General features: G+C 67.4%; 17 protein-coding genes. 8 read left to right on the top strand and 9 right to left on the bottom strand.

Going from position 1 to position 23,467, the window contains the following annotated elements:
- Window positions 1-73 precede the first annotated feature (73 nt).
- The 6 genes from FZ983_RS29485 to FZ983_RS29460 are packed head-to-tail and all read left to right on the top strand — an operon-like array spanning window position 74 to window position 4,573.
- Window positions 74-952, top strand: coding sequence for a branched-chain amino acid ABC transporter permease (locus FZ983_RS29485; RefSeq protein WP_149228125.1), 879 nt, complete (start codon window positions 74-76; stop codon window positions 950-952).
- The gene (locus tag FZ983_RS29480; protein WP_149228124.1) at window positions 949-1,920 is read left to right on the top strand and encodes a branched-chain amino acid ABC transporter permease; all 972 of its coding nucleotides are present in this window, start codon (window positions 949-951) and stop codon (window positions 1,918-1,920) included. The genes FZ983_RS29485 and FZ983_RS29480 overlap by 4 nt, the downstream gene beginning before the upstream one ends.
- Window positions 1,907-2,632 carry an ATP-binding cassette domain-containing protein gene (locus FZ983_RS29475; protein ID WP_149228123.1) on the top strand — a complete coding sequence of 242 codons (726 nt, stop codon included), beginning with the start codon at window positions 1,907-1,909 and terminating at the stop codon, window positions 2,630-2,632. Before FZ983_RS29480 ends, FZ983_RS29475 begins: the two co-directional genes overlap by 14 nt.
- Window positions 2,629-3,351, top strand: a complete 723-nt coding sequence (locus FZ983_RS29470; RefSeq protein WP_149228122.1) for an ABC transporter ATP-binding protein — start codon at window positions 2,629-2,631, stop codon at window positions 3,349-3,351. The genes FZ983_RS29475 and FZ983_RS29470 overlap by 4 nt, the downstream gene beginning before the upstream one ends.
- Entirely contained in the window at window positions 3,351-3,794 is a 444-nt protein-coding gene (locus tag FZ983_RS29465) for a PaaI family thioesterase (RefSeq protein ID WP_149228154.1), read from the top strand. Before FZ983_RS29470 ends, FZ983_RS29465 begins: the two co-directional genes overlap by 1 nt.
- The gene (locus FZ983_RS29460) at window positions 3,791-4,573 is read left to right on the top strand and encodes an enoyl-CoA hydratase family protein (protein ID WP_149228121.1); all 783 of its coding nucleotides are present in this window, start codon (window positions 3,791-3,793) and stop codon (window positions 4,571-4,573) included. Before FZ983_RS29465 ends, FZ983_RS29460 begins: the two co-directional genes overlap by 4 nt.
- Window positions 4,574-4,581: 8 nt before the next feature.
- Here the strand turns inward: FZ983_RS29460 and FZ983_RS29455 are convergent, their stop codons facing one another.
- A complete protein-coding gene (locus tag FZ983_RS29455; protein ID WP_149228120.1) occupies window positions 4,582-4,800 on the bottom strand; it encodes a hypothetical protein in 219 nt (72 codons plus the stop codon).
- A gap of 229 nt (window positions 4,801-5,029) precedes the next feature.
- On the opposite strand from FZ983_RS29455, the gene FZ983_RS29450 reads away from it, so the two are divergent.
- Window positions 5,030-5,476 carry a response regulator gene (locus FZ983_RS29450; RefSeq protein ID WP_149228118.1) on the top strand — a complete coding sequence of 149 codons (447 nt, stop codon included), beginning with the start codon at window positions 5,030-5,032 and terminating at the stop codon, window positions 5,474-5,476.
- A gap of 236 nt (window positions 5,477-5,712) precedes the next feature.
- Window positions 5,713-6,132: a hypothetical protein gene (locus FZ983_RS29445; RefSeq protein ID WP_149228116.1), complete on the top strand. Its 420-nt coding sequence runs from the start codon at window positions 5,713-5,715 to the stop codon at window positions 6,130-6,132.
- A 114-nt stretch (window positions 6,133-6,246) separates the two neighbouring features.
- Here FZ983_RS29445 and treY read toward each other — a convergent pair whose 3' ends face one another.
- The 8 genes from treY to FZ983_RS29405 all read right to left on the bottom strand — a co-directional run bounded on the left by treY (window position 6,247) and on the right by FZ983_RS29405 (window position 23,259).
- Complete coding sequence (gene treY / locus FZ983_RS29440) at window positions 6,247-9,027, bottom strand: malto-oligosyltrehalose synthase (RefSeq protein WP_149228114.1); 2,781 nt, start codon at window positions 9,025-9,027, stop codon at window positions 6,247-6,249.
- Window positions 9,028-9,092: 65 nt separating this feature from the next.
- On the bottom strand, window positions 9,093-14,699 hold the full coding sequence (treZ, locus tag FZ983_RS29435) for a malto-oligosyltrehalose trehalohydrolase (RefSeq protein ID WP_149228112.1): 5,607 nt from the start codon (window positions 14,697-14,699) through the stop codon (window positions 9,093-9,095).
- 133 nt (window positions 14,700-14,832) lie between these two features.
- Window positions 14,833-15,141 carry a hypothetical protein gene (locus tag FZ983_RS29430; protein WP_109086367.1) on the bottom strand — a complete coding sequence of 103 codons (309 nt, stop codon included), beginning with the start codon at window positions 15,139-15,141 and terminating at the stop codon, window positions 14,833-14,835.
- Window positions 15,142-15,365: 224 nt separating this feature from the next.
- Window positions 15,366-17,054 (bottom strand): hypothetical protein, encoded by a 1,689-nt coding sequence (locus FZ983_RS29425; protein ID WP_282187066.1) that lies wholly within the window; start codon window positions 17,052-17,054, stop codon window positions 15,366-15,368.
- A gap of 104 nt (window positions 17,055-17,158) precedes the next feature.
- Complete coding sequence (locus tag FZ983_RS29420) at window positions 17,159-18,304, bottom strand: hypothetical protein (RefSeq protein WP_149228108.1); 1,146 nt, start codon at window positions 18,302-18,304, stop codon at window positions 17,159-17,161.
- A gap of 2 nt (window positions 18,305-18,306) precedes the next feature.
- On the bottom strand, window positions 18,307-19,608 hold the full coding sequence (locus FZ983_RS29415) for an MBOAT family protein (protein ID WP_247884031.1): 1,302 nt from the start codon (window positions 19,606-19,608) through the stop codon (window positions 18,307-18,309).
- 439 nt (window positions 19,609-20,047) lie between these two features.
- Complete coding sequence (locus FZ983_RS29410; RefSeq protein WP_149228104.1) at window positions 20,048-21,418, bottom strand: sigma-54 dependent transcriptional regulator; 1,371 nt, start codon at window positions 21,416-21,418, stop codon at window positions 20,048-20,050.
- The gene (locus tag FZ983_RS29405; RefSeq protein ID WP_247884030.1) at window positions 21,415-23,259 is read right to left on the bottom strand and encodes an ATP-binding protein; all 1,845 of its coding nucleotides are present in this window, start codon (window positions 23,257-23,259) and stop codon (window positions 21,415-21,417) included. Before FZ983_RS29405 ends, FZ983_RS29410 begins: the two co-directional genes overlap by 4 nt.
- Window positions 23,260-23,467: the final 208 nt, after the last annotated feature.

Raw genomic sequence — 23,467 nt, 5'->3', positions numbered from 1 at the left:
GGCAGCCGTGGGGAGGGTGGGGGCAAGTGCGACCACCTTTGCAAACCCCGCCACCCCCAACAGGGCGCAATCCATGCTTGAACTGACGCTCCAGGCACTGTTCTCAGGCCTGCTCGCCGGCGGCTATTACGCGACCGTGGCGGTCGGGTTGGCGCTGGTGTTCGGGACCATGCGGGTCATCAACCTCGCCCATGGCGAGCTGGTGCTGCTTGCCGCCTATGTCGCCTACGCCGCTGAATCCAATTATGGCGTCTCTCCGGTGCTGGCGATCCCGGTGGCGCTGGTGATCGTCGCGGCGGCATCGGCGCTTGTCTATGCGCTGCTCAGCCGCATCGATCAGGATCGCGAGATCAATTCCCTCATTCTCACCTTCGGGCTGGGGATCATCCTGACCAACACCATCCTGTCGATCTGGGCGGCCGACATCCGGTCGACCTCCGATCCCTGGTTCCAGGATTCGATGGTGGTCGCCGATACGCTGTTCGCGATGAACGCGGAGGTCGCGGCCTTCGTCGGCGGGCTGGTGCTTATGGCCGGGGTCTGGTGGTGGCTGAACCATTCCTGGCAGGGACGCGCGGTGCGGGCGCTGTCGTCGAACCGGGCGGCGGCGACGCTGATGGGCGTCAATCCGCGCAAGATCGAGATCCTGTCCTTCATGATCGCGGCCCTGCTCGCCACCTTCGCCGGCTTCGCCATCTACACCGGCAAGACCGTCTTCCCGGCCTTGGGCCATGTGCTGACGGTCAAGGCCTTCATCATCACCGTGCTGGCCGGGATGGGCTCGATCCCCGGCGTGCTGATCGGCGCCGTCATGATCGGCGTCATCGAATCGCTGACGGTCACCTATCTGTCGGCCTCGCTGCAGGAGTTGGCGGGAATGATCCTGTTCCTGGTCGTGCTGTTCGTCTCGCCTTCGGGCCTGTTCGGCGGGGGGAGGGCGCTGGCGCGATGAGCAATTCCCTGATGAACCGCATTCTTCTGGCCGTGGCGCTCGCCGTCGCCTATGTCGGCGTGCCTCTGGTCTTCGGCGGCAACGCCTATGTGCTGGGGCTGATCGTAGCGGCGCTGACCATCGCCGGGGTGGCGGTGGCCTGGGCGCTGCTGGGCAATCTCGGCGGCATGGTCAGCTTCGGGCACGCTGCATTCTTCGGGGTGGGGTCCTACACCTCGGCCGTGCTGGCGATGAAGCTGGGGGTGCCGGTCTTCGCGGCCATGCTGCTGGGCGGGCTGGGGGCGGCGGTGTCGTCCATCGCCATGCTGCCGGCGCTGCGGCTGCGCGGCCCATACTTCGCGCTCGCCATCCTCGCCTATGCCCACATCTTCCAGATCCTGGCGACGGAGATGACCCCCATCACCGGCGGAGCCGGCGGGCTGCTGTCGATCCCGCGCTTTCCCACCGTGCTGGGCTTCGATTTCGGCGACAAGACCGGCGGCTACCTGATCGTGCTGACCATCGTGGTGCTGGCGGCGCTGGCTTATGACGCCATCCGGCGCAGCACCTGGGGCCTTGCCCTGAAGGCGATGCACGATACGGAGGTCGCAACCCGCGTGGTCGGCGTGCCCAGCACGCATCTGAAGGCGGCGATGCTGGTGCTGTCGGCCTTCATCACCGGGGTGGTCGGGGCCTTCAATGCCCATTTCATCAGCTTCCTCGACCCCGACTACGCCTTCTCCAGCGGCTGGACCGTGCTGCCCATCGCTGCGGCGATCTTCGGCGGCTACCGCACGGTGTGGGGGCCGGTGGTGGGGGCGCTGGCGATCTATCTGGTCGACCAGCTGCTGTTCAAGCCGATCCTGCCGCACGGCCATCAGATGATCCTGGGCGTGCTGCTCTGCGCCATGATCCTGTTCAGCCCCGGCGGCCTGATGCCGGCGCTCAGCCGCCGCCCGGTGAAGGAGAACCGCCATGCTCACGCTTAAAGGCGTCCAGGTCAATTTCGGCGGCGTCCAGGCGCTGAAAAGCGCCAGCTTCTCCGTCGCGGAGGGCGAGAGCATCGGACTGGTCGGCCCGAACGGCGCCGGCAAGACCACGCTGTTCAACGTCATCTCCGGCGTGGTTCGGCCGACCGCCGGGCGGCTCGATTTCCGCGGCACCTCGCTGCTGAAGCTGCCGGAATGGAAGCGGGCGCGGCTCGGCATCGGCCGCAGCTTCCAGATCCCGCGCCCCTTCGGCCATTGCACGGTGCGGGAGAACCTTCTGGTCGCCCAGCGCTTCGGCGCCGGCAAGAGGGATTTGAGGCGGATCGACGAGATCCTCGACATCCTGAACCTGCGCGACAAGGCCGACCGGGACGCCACCACCGAACTGGCGCTGACCGAGCACAAGGCGCTGGAGGTCGGCAAGGCGCTGGCGACCGAGCCCAGCCTGCTCCTGCTGGACGAGGTGCTTGCCGGCTTGGAGACCAGCGGCAAGCGCGCCTTCATGGAACGGCTGGCGGCGGTGCGCGACCGCTACCGCCTCGCCATGGTCATCATCGAGCATGACATCGCCACCATCGCGGCGTTGTGCCCGCGGGTGCTGGTGCTGAATTTCGGCCAGATCATCGCCGACGGCTCCCCCGACGCGGTGTTCCGCGACCCGGAGGTGATCCGCAGCTATACCGGCGAAACCACGCTTGCGGAGGCGTCATGACCAACGCGCTCGACATCCTGACGCTTCGGGCCGGCTATGGCGCGATCAACGTGCTGTGGGACGTCTCGCTGTCGGTGGAGACCGGCAAGACCACGGTGATCGTCGGCCCCAACGGCGCCGGCAAGACCACGCTGCTGCGCGCCATCATGGGGCTTGTGCCCGCCACCTCCGGCGACGTCCGCGTCGACGGGCAGAGCCGCAAGGCGGTGAAGACCTGGGACCGGGTGGCCGACGGTCTGGTGATGATCCCCGAAGGCAGGATGATCTTCCCCGACATGACGGTGGAGGACAACCTGATGATGGGTGCCTTCCCGCCCGGCTGCCGCAGGGATTGGAAGCGCAACAAGGCGATGGTCATGGACATGTTCCCCAGATTGGCGGAACGGCGCGGCCAGATCGCCGGCACCCTGTCGGGCGGCGAGGCGCAGATGCTCGCCATCGGCCGCGGCCTGATGGAACAGCCGCGGGTCTGCCTGATCGACGAGCCGTCGCTGGGCCTCGCCCCCGTGGTGGTGGACGAGATCTTCCGCATCCTCGCCCGCCTGCGGGCGGAAGGGCTGACCATCCTGCTGGTGGAGCAGAACACCAGCCGCGCCCTGAAAATCGCCGATCACGTCTATCTGATGCAGTCCGGCAAGGTCGTGCTGTCGGAACGCGGCGACCGGGTGGACCTGGACCGCCTGCACGCGCTTTACTTCGCGCACGAAACAGCTGCGTGATGGGACAGGGTATGGACGATCTGCTGAATGGGGAACCGGAATCGGGATTCCAGCGCCTGCTGGGCTACGCCTTGAGTCGCTGGGAGGAGGGGGAGGCGGAGCTGACGATGGCCATCGACGAGCGCCACCTGAACCGGGCCGGGGTGGTGCATGGCGGGGTTCTGGTGACGCTTTTGGACACGGTTTCCGGATTCTCGGCAACATACTGTCCCTTCGCCGGCCGGGTGCGGCGGGTGGTGACGCTGTCGCTGTCGACGAGCTTCCTGGGACAGGCGCGCACCGGTACGCTGGTCGCCACCGGCCGGCTGCGCGGCGGCGGGCGCAAGATCATCGGGGTGGCGGCGGAGATCCGCCACGGCGACACCGGCGCCCTGATCGCCACGTCGGAAGGCATGTTCAAATACCGGCCGGGCAGCGAGAACCGGGAGGGAACCGAGATATGAGCGGACAACTGACCGTCGTGCGCCAGGGCCGCGTGATGGTGCTGACCATGGACGACGCTGCCACCAGGAACGCGCTGGGGCCGGAAATGATGGCCGCCGCCCGCGACGCCCTGGTCCAGGCCGCCGAGGATCCGGGGGTGGGGGCCATCGTCCTGACCGGGGCCAACGGCACCTTCTGTTCCGGCGGCAACCTGGGCCGGCTGCTCGGCAACGCCAAGGCCGACCCGGAGGTGACCCGCGGCAGCCTGGAGCGCTTTCATGGCTGGACCCGCGCCATGCGCGCCTGCCCCAAGCCGGTGATCGCCGCGGTGGAGGGGGCAGCCGCCGGGGCGGGATTCTCGGTGGCATTGGGGTGCGACCTGATCGTCGCGGCGGAGGATGCGGTGTTCACCCTGGCCTATGTGAAGGTCGGGCTGAACCCGGACGGCGGTGCCTCCGCCTTCCTCGCCCGCGCCGCGACGCCGCAGCTGGCGGCCGAGATCATGTTCGAGGGCGGCAAGATCGGCGCGGCGCGGCTGGCCCAGCTCGCCATCGTCAACCGGGTGGTGGCGCCCGGCACCGCGCTCGCCGAGGCGATGGCCTGGGCGGAGCGGCTGGCCGATGGTCCGACGCTGGCCATCGGCCGGGCCAAGCGGCTGATCGAGAGCGGCTTCGGCGCTCCCGACGAGCAGCTCGACCGCGAGGCCGCCTTCTTCGTCGAGGCCCTGCATGGGGCGGAGGCGGCGGAGGGCATCACCGCCTTCTTCGAAAAGCGGGCGCCCAATTACCCCCGCGGCTGACCCGGCTGTCAGGCCAGCAACGACAGGGTAGGATCGGGTGGGGTGGGGGCTGCGTTTTCCAGGGAGCGGGCGACGTCGGACGGCGCGCCCGGCACCCGCAGCGGCTCCGCCCGCCCGGTGAAATGCAGCTCCGTCCCGCCATCGGCGGTGGCCCGCAGATAGGCGACGGCGATGGGGTTCACCAGAACGGTATCCCCCGATATCTCGGTCAACTCAACGAATGCCATGGTTTCGTTCCTCTCACGCGTAAGTGTAAAACAGGCGACAATGGTGTATGTTTCCAAACCGGACGTTCAGTGGGGCTGCATGACCGGAAGGGGGTACCCCTTCGACCTCTTGAACGGAACGGAACCGCGACAAACATGGGCGGTTCAGTGGATCGAAGCCGAACAGGCTTCGAAAACCGGACGGGGCGGGCTATAAGCCCGCTCGGTTAGATCAAGGGAGCATGCCGTCTTGAAGTTGCTTGTCGTCGAGGACGATCCGCTGATCGGTCCGGCCGTGAAGGCCGTTCTGGAGAATGCGGGCTATACCGTGGTCGGACCGCTGCGTGATGCCGCCAAGGCCGCGCGGGTCGGTGCCCGCGAATGTCCCGACCTGGCGCTGGTCGACGTCAATCTCGCCGGTGGGGAGAACGGCCTCGTACTGGCCCGGCGGCTGTGGCAGGAGAACGGCATTCCGTCGCTGCTGATGACCGGTTTCGATCACCATGCGGCGGAAGCCCGCAGCTTCGCCATGGGCCTGCTGCGCAAGCCGGTGATGCCGGACGCGCTGGTCCAGGCCATCGGTGCCGCCGGGGAGATCCTGGGCGGGCTGCGCCCGTCGTCCAAGCCGGACGCGCTGGAGATCTTCCACGGCTCCGCCGCGTTCGCTGCCGGCCTTCCCAAGGCGCGCTCGGCCTGACCGGCACACGGACCGCCAATCCGATCGAAAGACGCCCGCCCTTCCGGCGGGCGTCTTTGTGTTCGGCGCCCGCCGGTGTGGCATTGATGGGCCATTCGAGGACCGGAGCGAAATCGGCGCGATCATTCGGCTCCATCGCTGTTGTTGGCGTGGAATACGGAATTCGATGTTCCCCAAACCATGGCTGCCCGGCCGCCTGACCGGCGTCGACGGGCAGCACAGCGAAAGGAATCGTCATGAAGAGCCTTATGATCGGCGCCGCCACCGCCCTGGCCCTGATGGCCGCCCCGGCCCTCGCCGCCGACAGCGGTTCAATCTCCGGCAGCCCGGCCGCCAACAGCGCCGGTTCGACCACCAACTCCAACCAGACCAACCCGCCCTGCACCTCCAACAATCAGTTGGGCTGCGGCAGCATGGGCGGCGTGGACAGCAACAGCGGCGCCACCAGCGGCTCCAGTGGGTCGACGACGGGCAGCGGCTCGATGGGCAGCGGGTCGATGACCGGCTCCGGTTCCTCCAGCTCGACCAACGGCACGGGCGGCAACAGCCTGGGCAACAGCGGCTCGATGGGCACGGGCTCCGACGGTCCGGTCGGCACGCAGCAGCCGTCCGGTTCGATGGGCGGGTCTTCGGGCACCGGCAGCACGACCCGCTGATCCTGAGGATCGGATGAATGGGAAGGGCGCGCGGGTTAACCGCGCGCCCTTTTGTTTTGTTCTGGATGTCGATGGTCGGAGGAATTCCCTCTCCCCCGGGGGGAGAGGGAGGGTTCACCCCTCGCGCGACAGCAATGCCACCGGCAGATCTCCGAACAGCGTCGCGACGGAAACCGCGTCGCCGCCCTCCACCTCCGCCCCGGTCAGGCGATTGCGCCAGCGAGTGCCGCGCGGCAGCGGGATGGCGGTGTTGCCCCAGTCGGGGCTTTCGCCCAGCTGGCCGACCAGACGCGGGACCGCCACCACCACCGTGTCGTCGCCGGCACGGCGGGCATAGGCGACCACATGGTCGGCCCGGTCGCCGGTCGCCTCCAGCGGAAGATACTCGCCGGCACTGAAGACTTCCGGCTTCTCCGCCCGCACCGCCAGGGCCTGCCGGGTCACCGCCAGCTTCACCGCGCCGTCGGTCCAGCGCTCCAGCAGGCCGGCGACGGCGCCGCGCTCCACCACGTCCTCCACCTCCTCCAGCAGCCTGCGGCGGGCATCGTAATCCACCGGCAGCCGGTTGTCGGGATCGACGAGGCTCAGGTTCCACAGCTCGCAGCCCTGGTAGATGTCGGGCACGCCGGGGCTGGTCAGCTTCAGCAGGGTCTGTGACAGCCCGTTGACCATGCCGATGCGTGCCAGTGTCGCCTGGAAGGGAAGGAAGGCCTCCAGGAAGGCGTTGCGGCGGGTGACGTCCAACGCATCGTGGATGAAGCTGACGACCGCGCCTTCATAGGCCTCGTTGGGTGCGGCCCAGGTCGAATGGACCTTGGCCTCGCGCATCGATTTGGTCATGGCGCCGACGATGCGTTCGGCGAAGGCGGTCATCGCCGACTGTTCGATCTGCTCGACCGAGGCACCGGTCAGCTCCGCTGGCCAGGCGCCGAGCAGCAGCTGGTAGAACAGGTACTCGTCATTGCGGTCGGGCGGGGCGGTGCCCTCCACGTCGCCGCGGCGGGCACGAAGCAGGCGGCTCCAGGTCTGGACCTGCCGCTCCCACTCCTCCGGCATCTCCGACAGGGCGTAGAGGCGGGCGCGGGTGTCCTCGCCACGCTTGGTGTCGTGGGTGGTGCTGGCCAGCATGTTGCCCGGCCAGTTGCGCGCGCGGTCCTGGTTGGCGCGGTGGAAGGCGGAGACGCTGACGCCGAAATGGTCGGGATGGCCGCCGACCTCGTTCAGCGCCGCCAACCGGTTGTAGCGGTAGAAGGCGGTGTCCTCCAGCCCCTTGGCCATCACGGGGCCGCTATACTGCTGGAACCGCATGGCGAAGCGGGTGACTTGCCGGTGGCTGTAGCCGCTCTTGGGTGCGGCCACCAGATCGGTGGTCAGCAGCCGCTGCAGGAAATCATAGACCGATCCGTCCGGCCCCTGTTCCGCCCGCCGCGCCTGGGAGATCGCCCAGTCGATGTCGCGGCGGTCGAGATCACTCGGCACGCCGCCGTCGACATAGGTGCGGTAGACGGGGAAGCGGGCGATGGTCTCCTTCAGCGCCTGATGCAGGATGTTGGCGGTGAAGTCGGCGGTGGCGGGGTTGGAGCGGGCGATGCGCGCCGCCTTGCGCGACAGCACGTTCAGCTCGCTCGCCATCTCGCTTTCCATGATGCGGATCTTGCACTGCCGCACCACCTCTTCGAAATCGTCGCGCCGGCCGATGAAGTCGGCGTAGAGGCGGGTGAAGGCTTCCTCCGCCTTGGGATCGACGAACAGGCCTCCCATCAGGTTGGCGTATTCATAACCGGTGGTGCCGTCGATCGGCCAATCCTCGCGCAGCCGCTCATGCCGGGCCAGGATCTTCTCCACCACCAGATAGAAGGGCTTGGAGGACGCCGCGACCAGCCGCTCGCAATAGCCCTTGGGGTCGATCAGCCCGTCGATGTGGTCGATGCGGATGCCGTCGAGCGTGCCGTCCTCCACCATCTTCAGAACCATGCGGTGGGCGACGTCGAACAGCTCCGGCTCGTCCATGCGCAGGCCGGCCAGCTCGTTGATGTTGAAGAAGCGGCGATAGTTGATGTCGTCGGCCGCCACCTTGAAATAGGCGACGCGCCAGTTCTGGCAGCCGATCAGCTCGTGCAGGTGGACCCAGCTGTCGATTTCTCCCTGGTAGCCGCGGAAGACGGACAGGCGCTGGTTGATCGCGTCGGCCACGTCCGGCCGCGTCGCGACCAGTGTCGCCAGTTCCGCCTTCTGAACGCCGGCCCGTGCGATCTGATGGGGCCGGGCATAGGCGAGATGGGCGAATGCGTCGCCGATCCGCTCCAGATCCGGGTGGTCGGTGCCGAGGATGGTGCCGTAATCCTGCGGCCGCACCGGCAGCTTGTGGCTGTCATAGGCCCACACCGCGAAGCTGCCGGTCTCACTGTCGAAGCGCAGCTCCAGCCCGCCCGACACCAGCACCGCGCCATACTGGTCGCCCAGGAAGGGCACCAGCACCTTGCCCTGGAGATAGCGGTAATCTGATTCCCATTCGATGTCGAAATACCCGGCATACGGGCTATCAGGTCCCCACTCCAGCACGTTCAACCACCATTCGTTGTCGGACCCGCCGACACCCATGTGGTTGGGAACGAAGTCCAGGATTTGGCCGAGGTTGTTGCGCTTCAGCGCCTCCACCAGATCGCGGAAGTCGTTCTGGTCGCCGACCTCCGGGTTCAGTTCGTTGTGGTTGACGATGTCATAGCCATGGGTGCTGCCCGGCCGCGCCTTCATGTAGGGGGAGGCGTAGAGATGGCTGACGCCCAGGCGGGCGATATAGTCGGCGATGGCGGTCGTCCGGTCGAAGCCGAATTCGCCATTCAGTTGGACCCGGTACGTCGCACGAGGGATCGGCTTGCCGGCGGCGGGGGCCATGGGTGTGTGCTCCTCGGAGTATGGAAGGGCGGAGTTGGGAAGAGCCATTAGGATCGGCTGCGTGATCAGCGGCGAGCAGGGGAAGAGGACGGGCGCGCCGCGGCCAGGATGGCGGCGACCGCCGCCGGTTCGGGCGCGTCGGCCAACTCCTCCAGCGTCATCGACAGCTTGCGGCGCCAGTTGGGGTATTGGTCGGTGGTGCCCGGCAGGTTGACCTGATCGCGCTCGCGCGTCAGGTCGTCCAGCTGCGCCACCGCCAGCGCCGCATTGGTGCGGGCAAGGAAGGCATGCACCGCATGGTCCAGCGTGTCGTCATAGGAACTGTCGGCACCGAAGCCGGCGGGCAGGGCGATCTCGGCCGCGCGCAGTGCATCCACCAGGGCGCCGCGGTCCGCCGACCGGCGGACCTGCTGCTTCTCCTCCTCGTCATCCGCCGGGTAGAGGCCCTTCTCGGCCTTCAGCGCGATGTCGTCGCCCTCCCACCAGCCGCGCAGCGTGGCGAGGTCGTGGCTGCCGACGGTGGCGAGCGCCAGTTCCGGATACTCGTCCGGTCCCTTGAAGGCGCCGTCCTCGGTCCATTCGAAGAAGACGACGCGGTAGCTCAGCACCCCGGCCTCGGTCATCCGCTCGCGGAAGCCCTCCGGCACGGTGCCGAGATCCTCACCGACGACGAGACAGCGCTGACGCTGGCTCTCCAGCGCCAGGATGCCCAACAGATCCTCCATCGGATAGCCGACATAGGCACCCTCGCCCGGCGGATTGCCGTCGGGAATCCAGTAGACATGCTGGAGCGCCATCGCGTGGTCGATGCGCAGCGCGCCGGCATGGCGCATGTTGGCGCGCACCAGATCGATGAAGGGCTGATAGCCGGCATCGCGAAGTGCCCGCGGATGGAAGGGCGGCAGGCCCCAATCCTGGCCGGCCGGATTGAACAGGTCGGGCGGGGCGCCGACATGGGCGGCGTCGACCACCGCCTGCGGCGTCATCCAGGTTTCCGCCCCGCCGGCATCGGCCCCGACCGCGAGGTCGCGGTAGAAGCCGATCGTCATCCCGAGTTCCGACGCCCGCTCCGCCGCCGCGCGCAGCTGGTCGTCCGCCACCCATTGCAGCCAGGCGAAATAGGCGACGCGGTCAGAATGCTCATTCGCGAACTGCTCCACCGCCGGTGCCGCGGCATCGTGGAACTCGGCCGGCCACTGGTGCCAATCCGCCTTGCCCTCGACCGCGAATCGTTCGCGCAGCGCCTGGAAGGTGGCGAAGCGCTCCAGTCCGATGCCGCCCTCGGTCCAAAAAGCGTCGAAGGCGACGCGACGTTCCGGCTTGGCTGAGCTCTGGAAGGCGGCGAACAGCTTTTCCAGGATCGGCAGCTTCAGCCTGGATACGGCGGTGTAATCGACGTTGGTGGAGGCGCGCGCCGCGTCCAGCGCCTGCCGGAACTCGGGCGAGGCGACCTCCCGGCGCAACTCCGCATCGTCCAGGAACTCCGGCACCGCGGTGACGTCGATGTAGAGCGGGTTCAGGAACAGCCGGCTGGCCGGAGAATAGGGGCTGGCATGCTCGGGATTGTCGAGGAACATGGCGTGCAGCGGGTTCAGCCCTATCACCGCCGCCCCGCGCGATGCCGCGATGTCGGCCAACGTCCGCAAATCGCCGAAATCGCCGATGCCCCAGTCATGGTCGCTGCGCAGGGTATAGAGTTGCGCCGACAAGCCCCACAGCTTCTCCCCCACCAGCATCGGCGTCGGCAGATGGCAGCGGGCCGGCGCCAGAATCAGGCGGGTTTCCGCCACGCCATGCTCCGTCTCCACCCGCAGCGTGTGGTAGCCGGCCCTGTCGAGCTTGCCCAGCGGCAGGCGCCGCTCGGCATAGGTCACGTCGCCGACGGTGATGCAGCGGCAGCGAGGCAGGCTGCCGAAGCCGACCACGCCGCTCTGCGTCTCTCCGCTTTCCAGCGTCAGGGTATAGCGCAGGGTGCGGGTGCCGTGGGGCAGGGTGACCGGCGCCGTCACCGCCTCGCCGGCGCGGCGGACCACCACGGGGGGCAGTGCGCGGCCATACTCCTCCTCGTCCAGCCGGTCGAGCAGGGCAAGCGCGGCGGCCTCGTCCCCCGCCTCGACCCCCATTGCCGATAACAGGGCGCGGATGGTCTCCTCGCTGGCCGTTACCGTCTCCCCGGCGGCATTGTCGAAGGAGCGCTCGATGCCCATGCGGTCGGCGAGCCGGTCGAGAGCCGAGGCCTCCTCCAGCCACAGCACCACCGACCAGGAGCCGAGCGTGTCGCCGGTCAATCCAGCGCCCTCGGACCACAGCACGCGGCCCTTGGCCTCGGGGAAGCCGGATGCCGGGGTGTCGGCCAGATTGGCGAAGGCATGCAGCCGGCTGCCGTCGCCCAGCTTCCAGCAGACGGTCAGGCCTGTCTTGCCGACGACACCATGGCTGGCCGCTCCGCCGGGCACGCCGTCCAGCCGCGGCACGATCTCCGTCCGGCGCAGGGCGAGCGCCCGGCGATACCAGTCGAGCCACTCCGCATGCTCCGGCGTCGCGCGGGCGTCCCAATCCAGCTTGGCCGATTCCGCCGTTTCCGGCGCGGTGGGATCGGGGATGCGGGCGCGGGCGTCCGGGTCCTGGAACTCGGGGAACTTGGCGAACTCCTCCGCCCGGCCCTTGCGCACCGCCTCGGCCAACTCCTCGCCAAAGTCGCAGAAGAAGGGGAAGGGCTTGGCCGATGCCCATTCCTCGCCCATGAACAGCATGGGGATGCCGGGACCCAGCAGATAGAGGATGGTCGCGGCCCGCACCGCTTCGGCCTTGGCGATGTGGGAGATGCGTTCGCCGAAGGCGCGGTTGCCGATCTGGTCGTGGTTCTGGATGAAGGTCACGAAGGCGGTCGGAGGCAGATGCGCCGAGGGTTCCCCGCGCAACTCGCCGTCGCGGTACGCCGACGGGTCGCCCTGGAAGGCGAAGCCCTCCGCCAGGGCGCGGCCCCATTTGGCCGGATCATGGGCGTAGTCGGCGTAATAGCCGCCGTCCTCGCCCGTGGCCGCGCTGTGCAGGCAGTGGTGCAGGTCGTCGTTCCACTGGGCGGAGTGCCAGCGCGGGTCGCCCTCGCGGTGGCGGGTCAGGAAGCGCGCCTGGTTGGCGTCGTTCTCCAGCACCAGATGGACGTGGCGCTGGTTCTGGAAATGGCTGTGCACCCGCTCCGCCAGCTCTTCCAGGACGTGGCGGTCGCTGTCGTCGATGATGGCGTGGACGGCGTCCAGCCGCAGGCCGTCGAGGTGATACTCCTCCAGCCAATAGAGCGCGTTGTGGATGAAGAAGTCGCGCACCGGCCCGCTACGCTCGCCATCGACGTTGATGGCGGCGCCCCAGGGTGTCTTGTGGCGGTCGGTGAAGAAGCTGTTGGCGAAGGCGTGGAGGTAGTTCCCCTCCGGCCCGAAATGGTTGTAGACGACGTCGAGGAAGACCATCAGCCCGCGGGCATGCGCCTCCTGCACCAGCGTCTTCAGATCCTCCGGCCTGCCATAGGCGCTGTCGGGGGCAAAGGGCAGCACGCCGTCATAGCCCCAGTTGCGCGAGCCGGGGAAGTCGGCCACCGGCATCAGCTCGATCGCGGTGACGCCCAGCTCGACCAGATCGTCCAGCCGCTCGATGGCCGACAGGAAGGTGCCTTCCTCCGTGAAGGTGCCGACATGCAGCTCGTACAGCACCGTCTCGTGCCAGGGCCGGCCGGTCCAGGCGGCATCGGTCCAGGCATGGACGCCGGGGTCGATCACCTCCGACAGGCCATGCACGTCGTCCGGCTGGAAGCGCGACGCCGGGTCCGGCACCGCCAGCCCGTCCGGCAGGACGAAGCGGTATCGGCTGCCCGCCTGCGCCCGCGCGGTGGTCAGGCCGAACCAGCCGTCGCCCTGGTCCTCCATCCCAACCGGCTGGCCGCCGTCGTCGAGCGACAGCAGGACGGACGCCGCCGTCGGCGCCCAGATGGAGAAGCGGACGGAACCGTCGGCCTGCACCTCCGCCCCGAAAGGCATGGAATGGCAGCGGCGGCGCTCGTCCACCGGGGCGATGCGGTCACGGTCGCGGCTGGCGATCTCCGGCCCGGCATCGGCGCGGATGATGGCGGTGACGCCGGCCAGCGGAATCGCCACCCAGCCCGGCCGGTTGGCCAGCTCGTAGCCGACCTCGTACAGCGCCTTTTCCAGCAGGAACAGCTTCAGCAGCGTCGGGGCCGCCTGCGGATCGCGCGGGAAGCCGGGGCAATCGCCGATGGCGTTGCGGTAGCCGTCGAGGAAGGCGGCCGATGCCGCGCCTTCCCACCAGGACAGCCACGCCGTGCGGGCATCGCGGGACGGCCCATCGAGGTCGCCCGGCATCGCGTCGCGGGCCATGGCGGCGGCATAGGCGATTGAGCGCAGCATGCCGGCGACATCGCGCAGGATGCAGTGCTTGGCCCGCCGTTCGGCCAGCGGCCGCATCGGCTCGCCTTCGAAATCGACGATCTGCACATCGCCGCGCGACACCAGAACCTGCCCTAGGTGATAGTCGCCGTGCAGGCGCATGGCGCTGAGGTCGGGGGTCGGCGGGATCAGTGCGTCGATCTGGGCCATCATCGCCGCTTCGCTGGCGGCGAGGGCCGTGGCCTGAGGCGCGATGGCCGGGTCAAGCGTCGGCGCTGCGGCGCGCAGCCGCTCCAGCACCCGCTTCGCCAGGGTGCGCACGCCGCCGGCCCACTCCTTCAGCCGCTCCGCCGTCGCCGGCTCCGGCGTGAAGGCATCGCCGCCGCCGGGAGTGGCGAGCGCGCGGTGCAGCTCCGCCGTTCGCTGGCCGAGAAGGCGCAGGAAGGCGACGCTGTCGGCGTCGGCAGCCTGCGAGGCATCGCCGTCTGCGAAGTGGGCGACGCGGTCGTTCAGGTATCCGGTGACATGGCCCCAGGCGTCCTTGGCCTCCGGCACCAGTTCCTGCATCACGCACAGGGTCGTGGAGCCGGAGCTGTTGGCCCGCTCAACCCAGCCCAGCAGAGCCGGCGTGTTGGGGAACTGCGCCACCTCGGTGAGGAAGCGGCTGACCTCCAGTTCCGGATGGGTGCCGGGTTCCAGCTTGCGCAGGCCCTTCAGAATGGCGACATCGCCGATGCGGATGGAGGTGTTGGACTGTTCCGCCGTCATCCGGTGCAGCGGAGCGTCCGCGTCCAGCCGGTCGCCCAGCGCTTCGCAGGCGCGGGTGTGGCCGGCGGTGAGGCCGGGGGACAAGGCCGTTTCGCCCACTTCCAGGTCGCGGTTCAGGACGGCGCCCAGCAGCGCGCGGACCACGCCGTCGTCGGCATAGCCGTCGCGCAGGCGGCCGGCGACCGGCAGATCCTCGGTTCCCTTGATCACCGACGGATCCTCGCCCGTGCCGCGGTCGAGGATCAGGGGAAGCTGGTAGAGCTGCGGTTCCCGACCCGGCGGCTCGACGCGCAGCAGGCAGAGCTGCGCCTGCGATCCTCCGGCCAGCGGCAGAGGCAGGGCATCGACGATGCGGACGGCTGGCCGGCCGGCATCCTTGGCCGCATACCAGCGGCGGGTCAGCAGATGGTCAGGCAGCAGAGAGTCCTGGAGACGCGACAGGATCTCGCCTTCCAGAGGGCTCGCCAGGACATTCGAGTGGACGTGTGGCTGCGGCGCGGTGGGCACGAGGGCTCCTCCCCTGTTGAGCGCTGGGTGGCACGTCGCTCAAACAGAATGGAGGGGCAGCACGGAGGGAGGGAGTACCCGCACCCGCGAAGCCGCTTCCACGAACGACCGCGCCCTTCTCCCGAAAGAGTGGTCAGACAGTCCGCGGGTGGTGCGGCAGATGGGCGAGGCGACCGATCCGCTCGGCCACTTGCAACGCCTCGACGACATCGTCGAGCCGCCCGTCGCGCATCAGGTTGTGCGCGTGGGTGTTCAGCGCGGCGACGACGGCCCGCTCATCGGACACCCCGCGCGCCGGCTGACCGTCCGGGTCGAGCACGGTGGCGCCCAGCGCCGCCATTGCCTCCGCAGTCAGGTTCACGGCCTCGGACAGGGCCTCTTCGTCGTCTTCCGCTGCGGTCAGGATCGGTTCCAGAAGCTCCGCAAGGAGACGGGGGGTCATGGTGCTAATCCTCGGTGACATTCTCAGGCCGTCCCCATCGACGTCGATGCTGCATGTTCTTTCGATACAACAGCCGGAACGAAGGAAAGGTCCGTCCCGCCGCTCCACCCGCGGCGACAGCCGCGCAGGTGGAGACGGCACATGGGAATCGAGTGCGGAGCCGGCAAGCGGGAGCGGCCGTCAACTGCCCCGATGGGAGAGGGGCAGGGCGGCCGGCTACGTCGTCAGGTCGAAGAAACGGCGAACCAGTTCGCCGAGACCTGGGACCGGTTGAGGCCGTCGAGCGAGAGCGTGAAGGTGTTGTTGGCGTCGCCCGTCACCGACAGCCCGAATTCGCTGGTAGTGAAGCTCGCCACCACTCCCGTCCCGTCGGCGCGGTCGTTGAAGCGCGCCATGATGTCGGAAAGACCGAGCGAGCTGTGGCGGAAGCTCAGCACGTCGACACCCGGTTGGAAATCGGTGACCGTCGTCACCGACGTGCCCGACCACAGGACATAGGAAAGGTTGCCGCCGCCCCCCGGATAGGAGGTCCAAGCCTTCGGGTCCTGCCAGAGCAGGTTCGGGGGAGTGGCGAAGTCGACGAGGACGGTATCGGCACCGGCGCCGCCGGTCAGGCGGTCGTTGCCGGTCCAGGCCACCAGCGTGTCGTCGCCGTCACCGCCGTTCAGCGTATCGCTGCCCGATGCCAGCCAGGTATAGAAACGTGCGTCGTTGAATCCGACCGCCAGCAGATAGTCGTTGCCGGTGCCACCCTCCACGACCGCGCCGCCGCCGCTGCCGAGACCGCCATTCAACGTGTCATTGCCTGCGCCGCCCAGAAGGCGGATCGGGGCGGTGGTGCCGCCTGCACCGATCCAGTCGTCCCCGGCACTCCCGGCAACGGTGGGAACCGATGGATTGATGATCGGGGTGATGAACACCCGCAGCCGCTCGACATTGGCCGGCATGGAGTGGTTGAAATAGCCGCTGTTGCTGTCTTCGATCAGGACAACTTCATCGATCCCGGCATCGGCACCTTCGGTCACCAGAACGCCGGACGAATGCACGTAGTAGGTGTCGTTGCCGCTTCCGCCATTCAGGGTGTCGTTCTGCGCGCCGTACAGCGTGTCGTTGCCGGTTTCGCCGAACAGCACGTCGCTGAAGTCGCTGTAGCCGATGTAGGCACCGACCATCGTGCTGTTTGAGATCGTGTATCCGTCGATCCCGTCCAGGATGTCGTCGCCGGAACCGCCGTTCAGGATTCGGACATGGCCGGGCGCGCCGTCGAAGGCGATCCAATGATCGTTGCCGGCAAGGGCCGCCATGTCGTTCGGCATCCGGCCTTCCCGCTTGCCGAAAACGTCGTAATGGACGCGGGCGGTCATCAAGCCGGCATTCACCGCATCGCGTACATCCGGGTAGGCCTGGAGATACCACGCCTCGTCGAAATTCCCCGACGGGGCAGGGGGAAGCGGCGGGGTCGGCTTTGCGTAGAACGCCACCCCTTCATAGCGATAGCTCGGCAGGGTCGCCATCACCCCGTCCCGCTCGCTTTCCGACGCGGTGAGGAAATGGTTGCCGGTTGCCGTGTCCAGGAACCGGTAGACGGGCTGGGAGAATTGATAATCCGGCGTCGCGGAAACAAGAAATGCCTCCAAATCCTCCAGGCGGAAATTGTCCGACATGTTCTGGAGGATGTAATCCCGCTCGACGGCGCTGGCGGTGTAGAAATGCTCCCCCGTATCCAGCCTGATGAAGCGGGCCACCGACACCGGAGTGCTGGCACTGCCTCCCGGCAGGAAAGCGACGCCTTCATACGTCATGTCGGCTCTTGCGGCGATGATGCCATCCCGTTCGGCCGTGCTCCCCGTATAGAAATGCTCTCCCGTCCTACGGTTGAAGAAGCGGAAGGCTTTGGAGGATACAACGCCCATCTCAGTGGCCGCCATATGGTTAATTAACCACAAGTAGGCTAGGGCAATAACCCTTCAAAATCAAGACCCATTTGTTTCGCAGTATCGACAGAAGATTACTTGGATCATTCCGCCGGGATGGGAGCGTTGAGGGACCGCTCGACGAACTGGTAGACGACCACATCCGGCTTGCGCTCCTCGATCAGCGGCTTGTCGAAGCGCAGCCCCTTGTGCTCGGTGATCACTGCCTCGCGGAAGGTTTCGGCGATGTAAGGGATCATGGAGATGGTGAAGGAGTCCCGGAACCATACCACGGTCGGCGCCGTCGGCCGGTCGGCACGCAGAATGTTCTGGACGATGCCGTTTGGCATGGAGGCGTCGGCGCTGCGAAGCTTGGACGGTCCGGCGAAGTCATAGCGCACCTCCTCCTCCTGGTAAACCGCCGCCAATCCCAGCATGCGGGCGAGGTCGAGGTCTGCGCCCTGGCGCATGGCGAGGGTTCGCTTCATGTCGGCCGGGGTCAGCGGCGTGAAATCCGGACGGACCGTCTTGATCCACTCCATGATCCCCCGATAGCCGACGGCGAAGGCGGCCTCGACCGTCCAGTGCGTGTCGGCCTGGTGGTAGACCTTCATGTCCTTCTTGGCGGCGACGAGGTCCGCGGTCATGTCCTTGAACACCAGCGGCGAACGCCGCTCCGCCAGTCGCCGGACGATCTGGTCCATCCGGCTTTCCGGGTTCACCAGGGTGGCCCAGGCCGGCAGTTCCTCGCGGTAGACGCGCTCCTTGTTGGGGATGGCGACCATCAGCATGGGGATGCCGCGCTCCGCCAACCAGGCCTGCCGCCGCTCCATGACATCGATCCAGCGGTCCAACTCCTCCGGCGAGAAGCGGTCGATGCCGCGCGTCTGTTCGAGCGCATGTTCGCCCGTGTAGAACAGCCAGCCGTTCCGGCCGAGCACGACCAGCGGCGAGGTGCTCTGTCCAAAAACCTTGACCCGGATCAGGTTGTTGGCGAGCACGAGATGGTTGCGGAAGCCGAAATGGTCCTTCAGCCACGCCTCGAAGCGCTGCGGCAGGACGGAAACCTCCTCGACGGAACCGGGCAGGCCGGGCAGCGCGTTTGGCGCCCGCATCTCGGTCGCCGTCACGCCCGTTCCCACCGACACCATCTGGCCGATCATGGGCAGCAGGAGGAGCGCCAGGAAAAGTCCGATGCACAGCTTCTGCAAAAGCGTGCTGTGCACGATCCCGAGAGTCACCGTTCGCATGGTCAGAACCGGAAGTAGATGAACGGATTGTAGGTGCCGGCTGCGAGGCTCATGATGGCCAGCGCGAACATTCCGAGCAGACCGGCCAGATACAGCGCCTCGCCCGTGCCGACCAGGATGCGGCCGCCGGCCGCGCTCCGCGCCGCGTCCAGCCCGGCCCGCACCAGCCGGCCGAGCACCGGTGTCGCTGCGACCATGCCGATGACCAGCGCGGTGGCGGTCTCCGGCGTCAGAAACTGGAGGACGTGCGGCGCCAGTTGGCTCGGCTGGCCGGCCCCGGCCATGGCCTTCAGGAAGGTCCAGGCATGCCCCAGCGTGTCGGCGCGGAAGAACACCCAGCCGACCATCACCACCAGCAGCGTGTAGACGTGGCGGACCGCCGGCACGGACCGGTCGAGCAGCCGCGCTATGCCCAGCCGCTCGAACACCAGGAAGGCGCCGTGCCACAGCCCCCAGACCACGAAGGTCCAGTTGGCGCCATGCCAGAGGCCGCACAGGAGGAAGACGACGAGCAGGTTCCGGTAGGTGACCAGCGGGCCGGCGCGGTTGCCGCCCAACGGAATGTACAGATAGTCGCGGAACCACATCGACAGCGAAATGTGCCAGCGGCGCCAGAACTCGGTGATCGACTGTGCGATGTAGGGATAGTTGAAGTTCAGCGGGAAGTGGAAGCCGATCATCAGCCCCAGCCCGATGGCCATGGTCGAATAGCCGCAGAAATCGAAGAAGATCTGCAGCGTGTAGCAGAGGATGCCCAGCCAGGCGACCGGCAGGCTCAGCCCCGTCGGGTCGAGCGCGAAGATCTGGTCCGCCGCCACCGCCACCGTGTTGGCGATCAGCACCTTCTGCGCAAGGCCGATCACGAAAATCTGAATGCCCTCGGCGAACAGCCCGGCATTGACTCTGCGGTTGTGGATCTCATCCCGGATGTCGTGGAAGCGGATGATCGGCCCGGCCACAAGCTGAGGGAACATCGTGATGTAGACGGCGACGTAGATCAGGCTGCGCTCTACCGGAACCTGACGGCGATAGACATCGATCAGGTAGGACAGCGCGTGGAAGGTGAAGAACGAAATGCCGAGCGGCAGATGCACCTGCGGCGGACCGGAAAGCAGGCCCGGCGCCACTTCTGCCACCATTCCATAAAAGAATCCCAGGTACTTGAAATAGACGAGGATGCCCAGGTTGACGACGACGCCGGTGCCCATGGCAAGCTTGCGCCCACGCCCCTCTTGCCCGGCGATCCATAATCCGAGGGCGTAGTTGAGAAGGATCGACAACAGCATGACGTAGGTATAGATCACCTCGCCATATGCATAAAAAATCAAGCTAAAGAAAAGAAGAGTTGCGTGCTTGAATGGCAGCGAATAATAACAAAATAGGAAAATTGGAAGAAAATAAAAGATGAACAGGATAGAACTGAAAACCATAATTCACCCAAATTCCATATTCACTGCGCGCTCGTGGTGCCGGTACTTCCAGATCAGAAGCTCATCGGCCCGGAACGACACAGGGCATACCCAAAACTGGGAACGTGTCTAGACCCGCTCGACCGCGATGGTGGTGGGGAAATGCTCGCCTTCCATACGGTCGAAGACGCGAAGGGGTCTGGTCGATACGTGGTCTTGCGCCATAGCCATAGCCGCGGAAATGTTGGTCAACGGCAGGCAAATTGACGCAACATCATTCCTATAGCAAACCTCTTTTATTACCCCTTATGGGGTATAAAATGTCTTACCGCTTTCATTCGAGGAAATCGTCGCGGCTCAGCCCGTAACGCTTCAACTTGTCGTAGAAGGTCTTGCGCGGAATGTTCAGCGCTTCGATGGCGGCCTTCACGCTGCCGCGATGACGGGCGAGTTCGGACTGGATCAGCCCCTTTTCGAACAGATCCACCTGCTCGGCCAATGACAGAGTGGACGGTGCCGGCACCGGCACCGGTGCCACGTCCTCCAGCCCCAGAACGAAGCGGTCGGCGGCGTTGCGCAGTTCGCGGACATTGCCCGGCCATTCCTGGCTCATCAGACGCTGCATCTGCTCGCGAGTGGGCACGCGCGGTTCGCGGTTGTACCGTGTGGCGGCCTGAGCAACGAAATGCTGGAACAGCAGCGGGATGTCGTCGCGCCGTTCGCGCAACGGCGGGATGGTCAGCACCACCACGTTCAGCCGGTAATAGAGGTCGGCACGGAACGTCCCGGCATCCGCCGCCTGCCGCAGGTCCGCCTTGGTGGCGGCGACCACCCGCAGGTCGACCGGCACCTGCTCGTTCGATCCCAGCGGCTCGACCACCCGTTCCTGGATCACCCGCAGCAGCTTGACCTGCAGCGACAGCGGCATGCTTTCGATCTCGTCCAGGAACAGGGTGCCGCCGCTGGCATGCTCGATCCGGCCGACGCGCCGCTTGGCGGCGCCGGTGAAGGCGCCGGCCTCATGGCCGAACAACTCGCTCTCGAAGATCGATTCCGGCATGGCGCCGCAGTTCAGCGCGACGAAGGGGTTCTTGCGCCGACCGCTCGCCTCGTGCAGCGCGCGGGCCACCATCTCCTTGCCGGTACCGGTCTCGCCGAACACCAGCACGTCGGCATCGGTATCGGCGACCGCGGCGATGGTGGTGCGCAGCCGCTCGATACCCGGGGTGCGGCCGACGATGGTTCCGGCGGGATCGGCACCGCCGGCGATCTGCGCCCGCAGCCGGCGGTTCTCCATCACCAGCCGGCGCTTTTCCACCGCGCGGCGGGCGATCTCGGTCAGCCGGTCGGACGGGAAAGGCTTCTCCAGGAAATCATAGGCGCCGTTGCGCATCGCCTCCACCGCCATCGGCACGTCGCCATGTCCGGTGATCAGGATGACGGGCAGGTCGGGGTCGATCTCGCGCACCCGCGCCAACAAGGCCAGCCCGTCCATCTGCGGCATCCGCACATCGGTGACGAGGCAGCCCGGCCAATCACGGCCGAGATGGCGCAGCGCCCGCTCCGCCCCGTCGCAGGCGGTCACTTCGAACCCCGCCAGTTCCAGCGCCTGCTGCCCGGCCACCCTCACCGCGCGTTCGTCGTCGACGAACAGGACGCTGCCGGCGTCGTCATGGGCGATGCTATCCAACAGGGACCGGGTCATGCAGGCTGCTCCGTGGTCTTGAGCCGCAAAGTGAAGACGGCGCCCTGGCCGGGCTTCCCGTTCCGGTTGGCGGCGGTCAGGCTGCCGCCGAAATCCTCGACGATGCCGTGGCTGATCGACAGGCCGAGCCCCAGCCCCTCACCAGCCTCCTTGGTGGTGAAGAAGGGGACGAACAGGCGGGGCAGGTCGGCCTCGGCGATGCCGCTGCCGGTATCGGCGAGGCTCAGCAGCGCCTCCCCGTCCGCCGTGACCAGCCCGATGCGCAGGCGGCGCACCGGACAGCCGCGCATGGCGTCCGCCGCGTTGCCGATCAGGTTGACCAGCACCTGCTGCAGCCGCACATCCTCGCCCACCACACGGACCGGCCGGTCGGGCAGGTCGACCTCGACCGTGATGTCGTCCCGCCGGAGTTTGGATTCCAGAAGCGCCAGGGCTTGCCCGACGGCGGCATGAACCGACACCGGCCCCAGCGTGCCGGAGGCGCGGCGGGCGAACCCCTTCAACTGGCGGGTGATGGCCGCCATGCGGTCGGTCAGCTCCGCGATCTCTGCCAGATTGCCGCGCACCGCGTCCATCCGTCCGCGCTCCAGCAGAACCACCGCATTGTCGGCGAAGCTGCGCATGGCGGCCAGCGGCTGGTTGATCTCATGCGCGATGCCCGCCGACATCTGGCCCAATGCAGCCAGCTTCGCCGCCTGGGTCAGCTCGTTTTCCGCCGCGCGCAGATCGGCGGTGGCGGCGGCGACCCGACGTTCCAGCTCCGCCCGCGATTCCTCCTGCAGGGCGATGCGCTCGACCAACGCCACCCGGCGCAGGGCCACGGCATAGGCGGTGAGGGCGGCCATCGCCACCACTGCCGCGGCGAGCAGCCCGGCGACCCAGGCGCGGGCGGTGACCGGATCGAGGCTGGTCAGGCTGTGCAGGGTCCAATCGCCGCCGGGCATGGCAACCGAGGTCAGCAGATAGTGGCGGAGCCCGCCCTTCTCCTCCAGCGCGATGCGGTCGGACGCGCCACCGAACACCCAGGGCAGTACGTCCAGCCCTTCGCTGGTGCCCTGCGGGACGATCGGCAGGCTGATCGGCAGCCGGCGGGGCAGGGCGTGATAGCGCCAGGACGGCATGCTGGTGATGAAGACCACCCCGTCCCGGTCGGTCACCAGCAGCTTTTCCTGCCCCGGCGCCCAGGCCCGTTCCAGCCGGTCGAAGCCCAGTTTCAGCACCACCGCGCCCACTGTGCGGTTTTCCGCCACCACCCGATTGGCGGTGTAGTAGCCCGGCACCAGCGAGGTTGTGCCCCGCGCGAAATGGTGCCCCTCCCCCTGATCGATCGCCATGCGGAAATAGGGCCGGTAGGAGAAATTCTCGCCCACGAAACTGGCGGCGTCGTTCCAGTTGCTGGCCGCCACCGTCGTGCCCTTGGCATCCATCACATAGAGCGCCAGCGCGTCCAACGCCCGCGCGATGTCCTCCAGCTTGCGGTTCAGCCGGTCCATCGCCGCCGGCGACGGATAGGCCAGCAGGGCGCGAACCTCGGCATCCTGGGCCAGCGCCAGGGGAACGGCGGCATGCCGCTCCAACTCCGCACGGAGATTGGCGTTGTAGAGTGTCAGCTGCGCCCGCGCACTGTCCCGCAAATCGTCCTGCGCCAGCGACGACGCCCAGCCGGCCGCCAGAGCCGCCGCCACCGGCACGCCCAGCAGCAGCGCCGCCATCAGCAGCTGGCGCGGTCGTTCCAGCGCCCGCGCCACCATCTGCGCCGCGCCGGACGGCGGGGCGGGTGCCGGTGGAGCGACGGACTGGACGGTCGAATCTGTCGCCGGGTCGTTCGAATTGCTAAGCAACGGCGTCTTTCGTCATGCTGCGCCGCAACAAGCATGCCGCAGCGCTGTGAAGTGTGCGGATTTTCGCACATCGGAAAGCCGCCTGTCGTGCGGATTCTCGCCCTCCGCCATTCACCAAATGCTTGATGTTGCTGGATTCAGCAATTGGCCCACCGCTTGCTTTCACTGGCAATCAGTTGGGGGCCGCCCGCCCAGCCGGCGCCAAAGC

This window comes from Azospirillum sp. B21, from assembly GCF_008364825.1.
Classification (GTDB): domain Bacteria; phylum Pseudomonadota; class Alphaproteobacteria; order Azospirillales; family Azospirillaceae; genus Azospirillum.
Note: the sequence above shows the minus strand (reverse complement) of the source record. Positions and strands in the feature narration are given on the sequence as shown.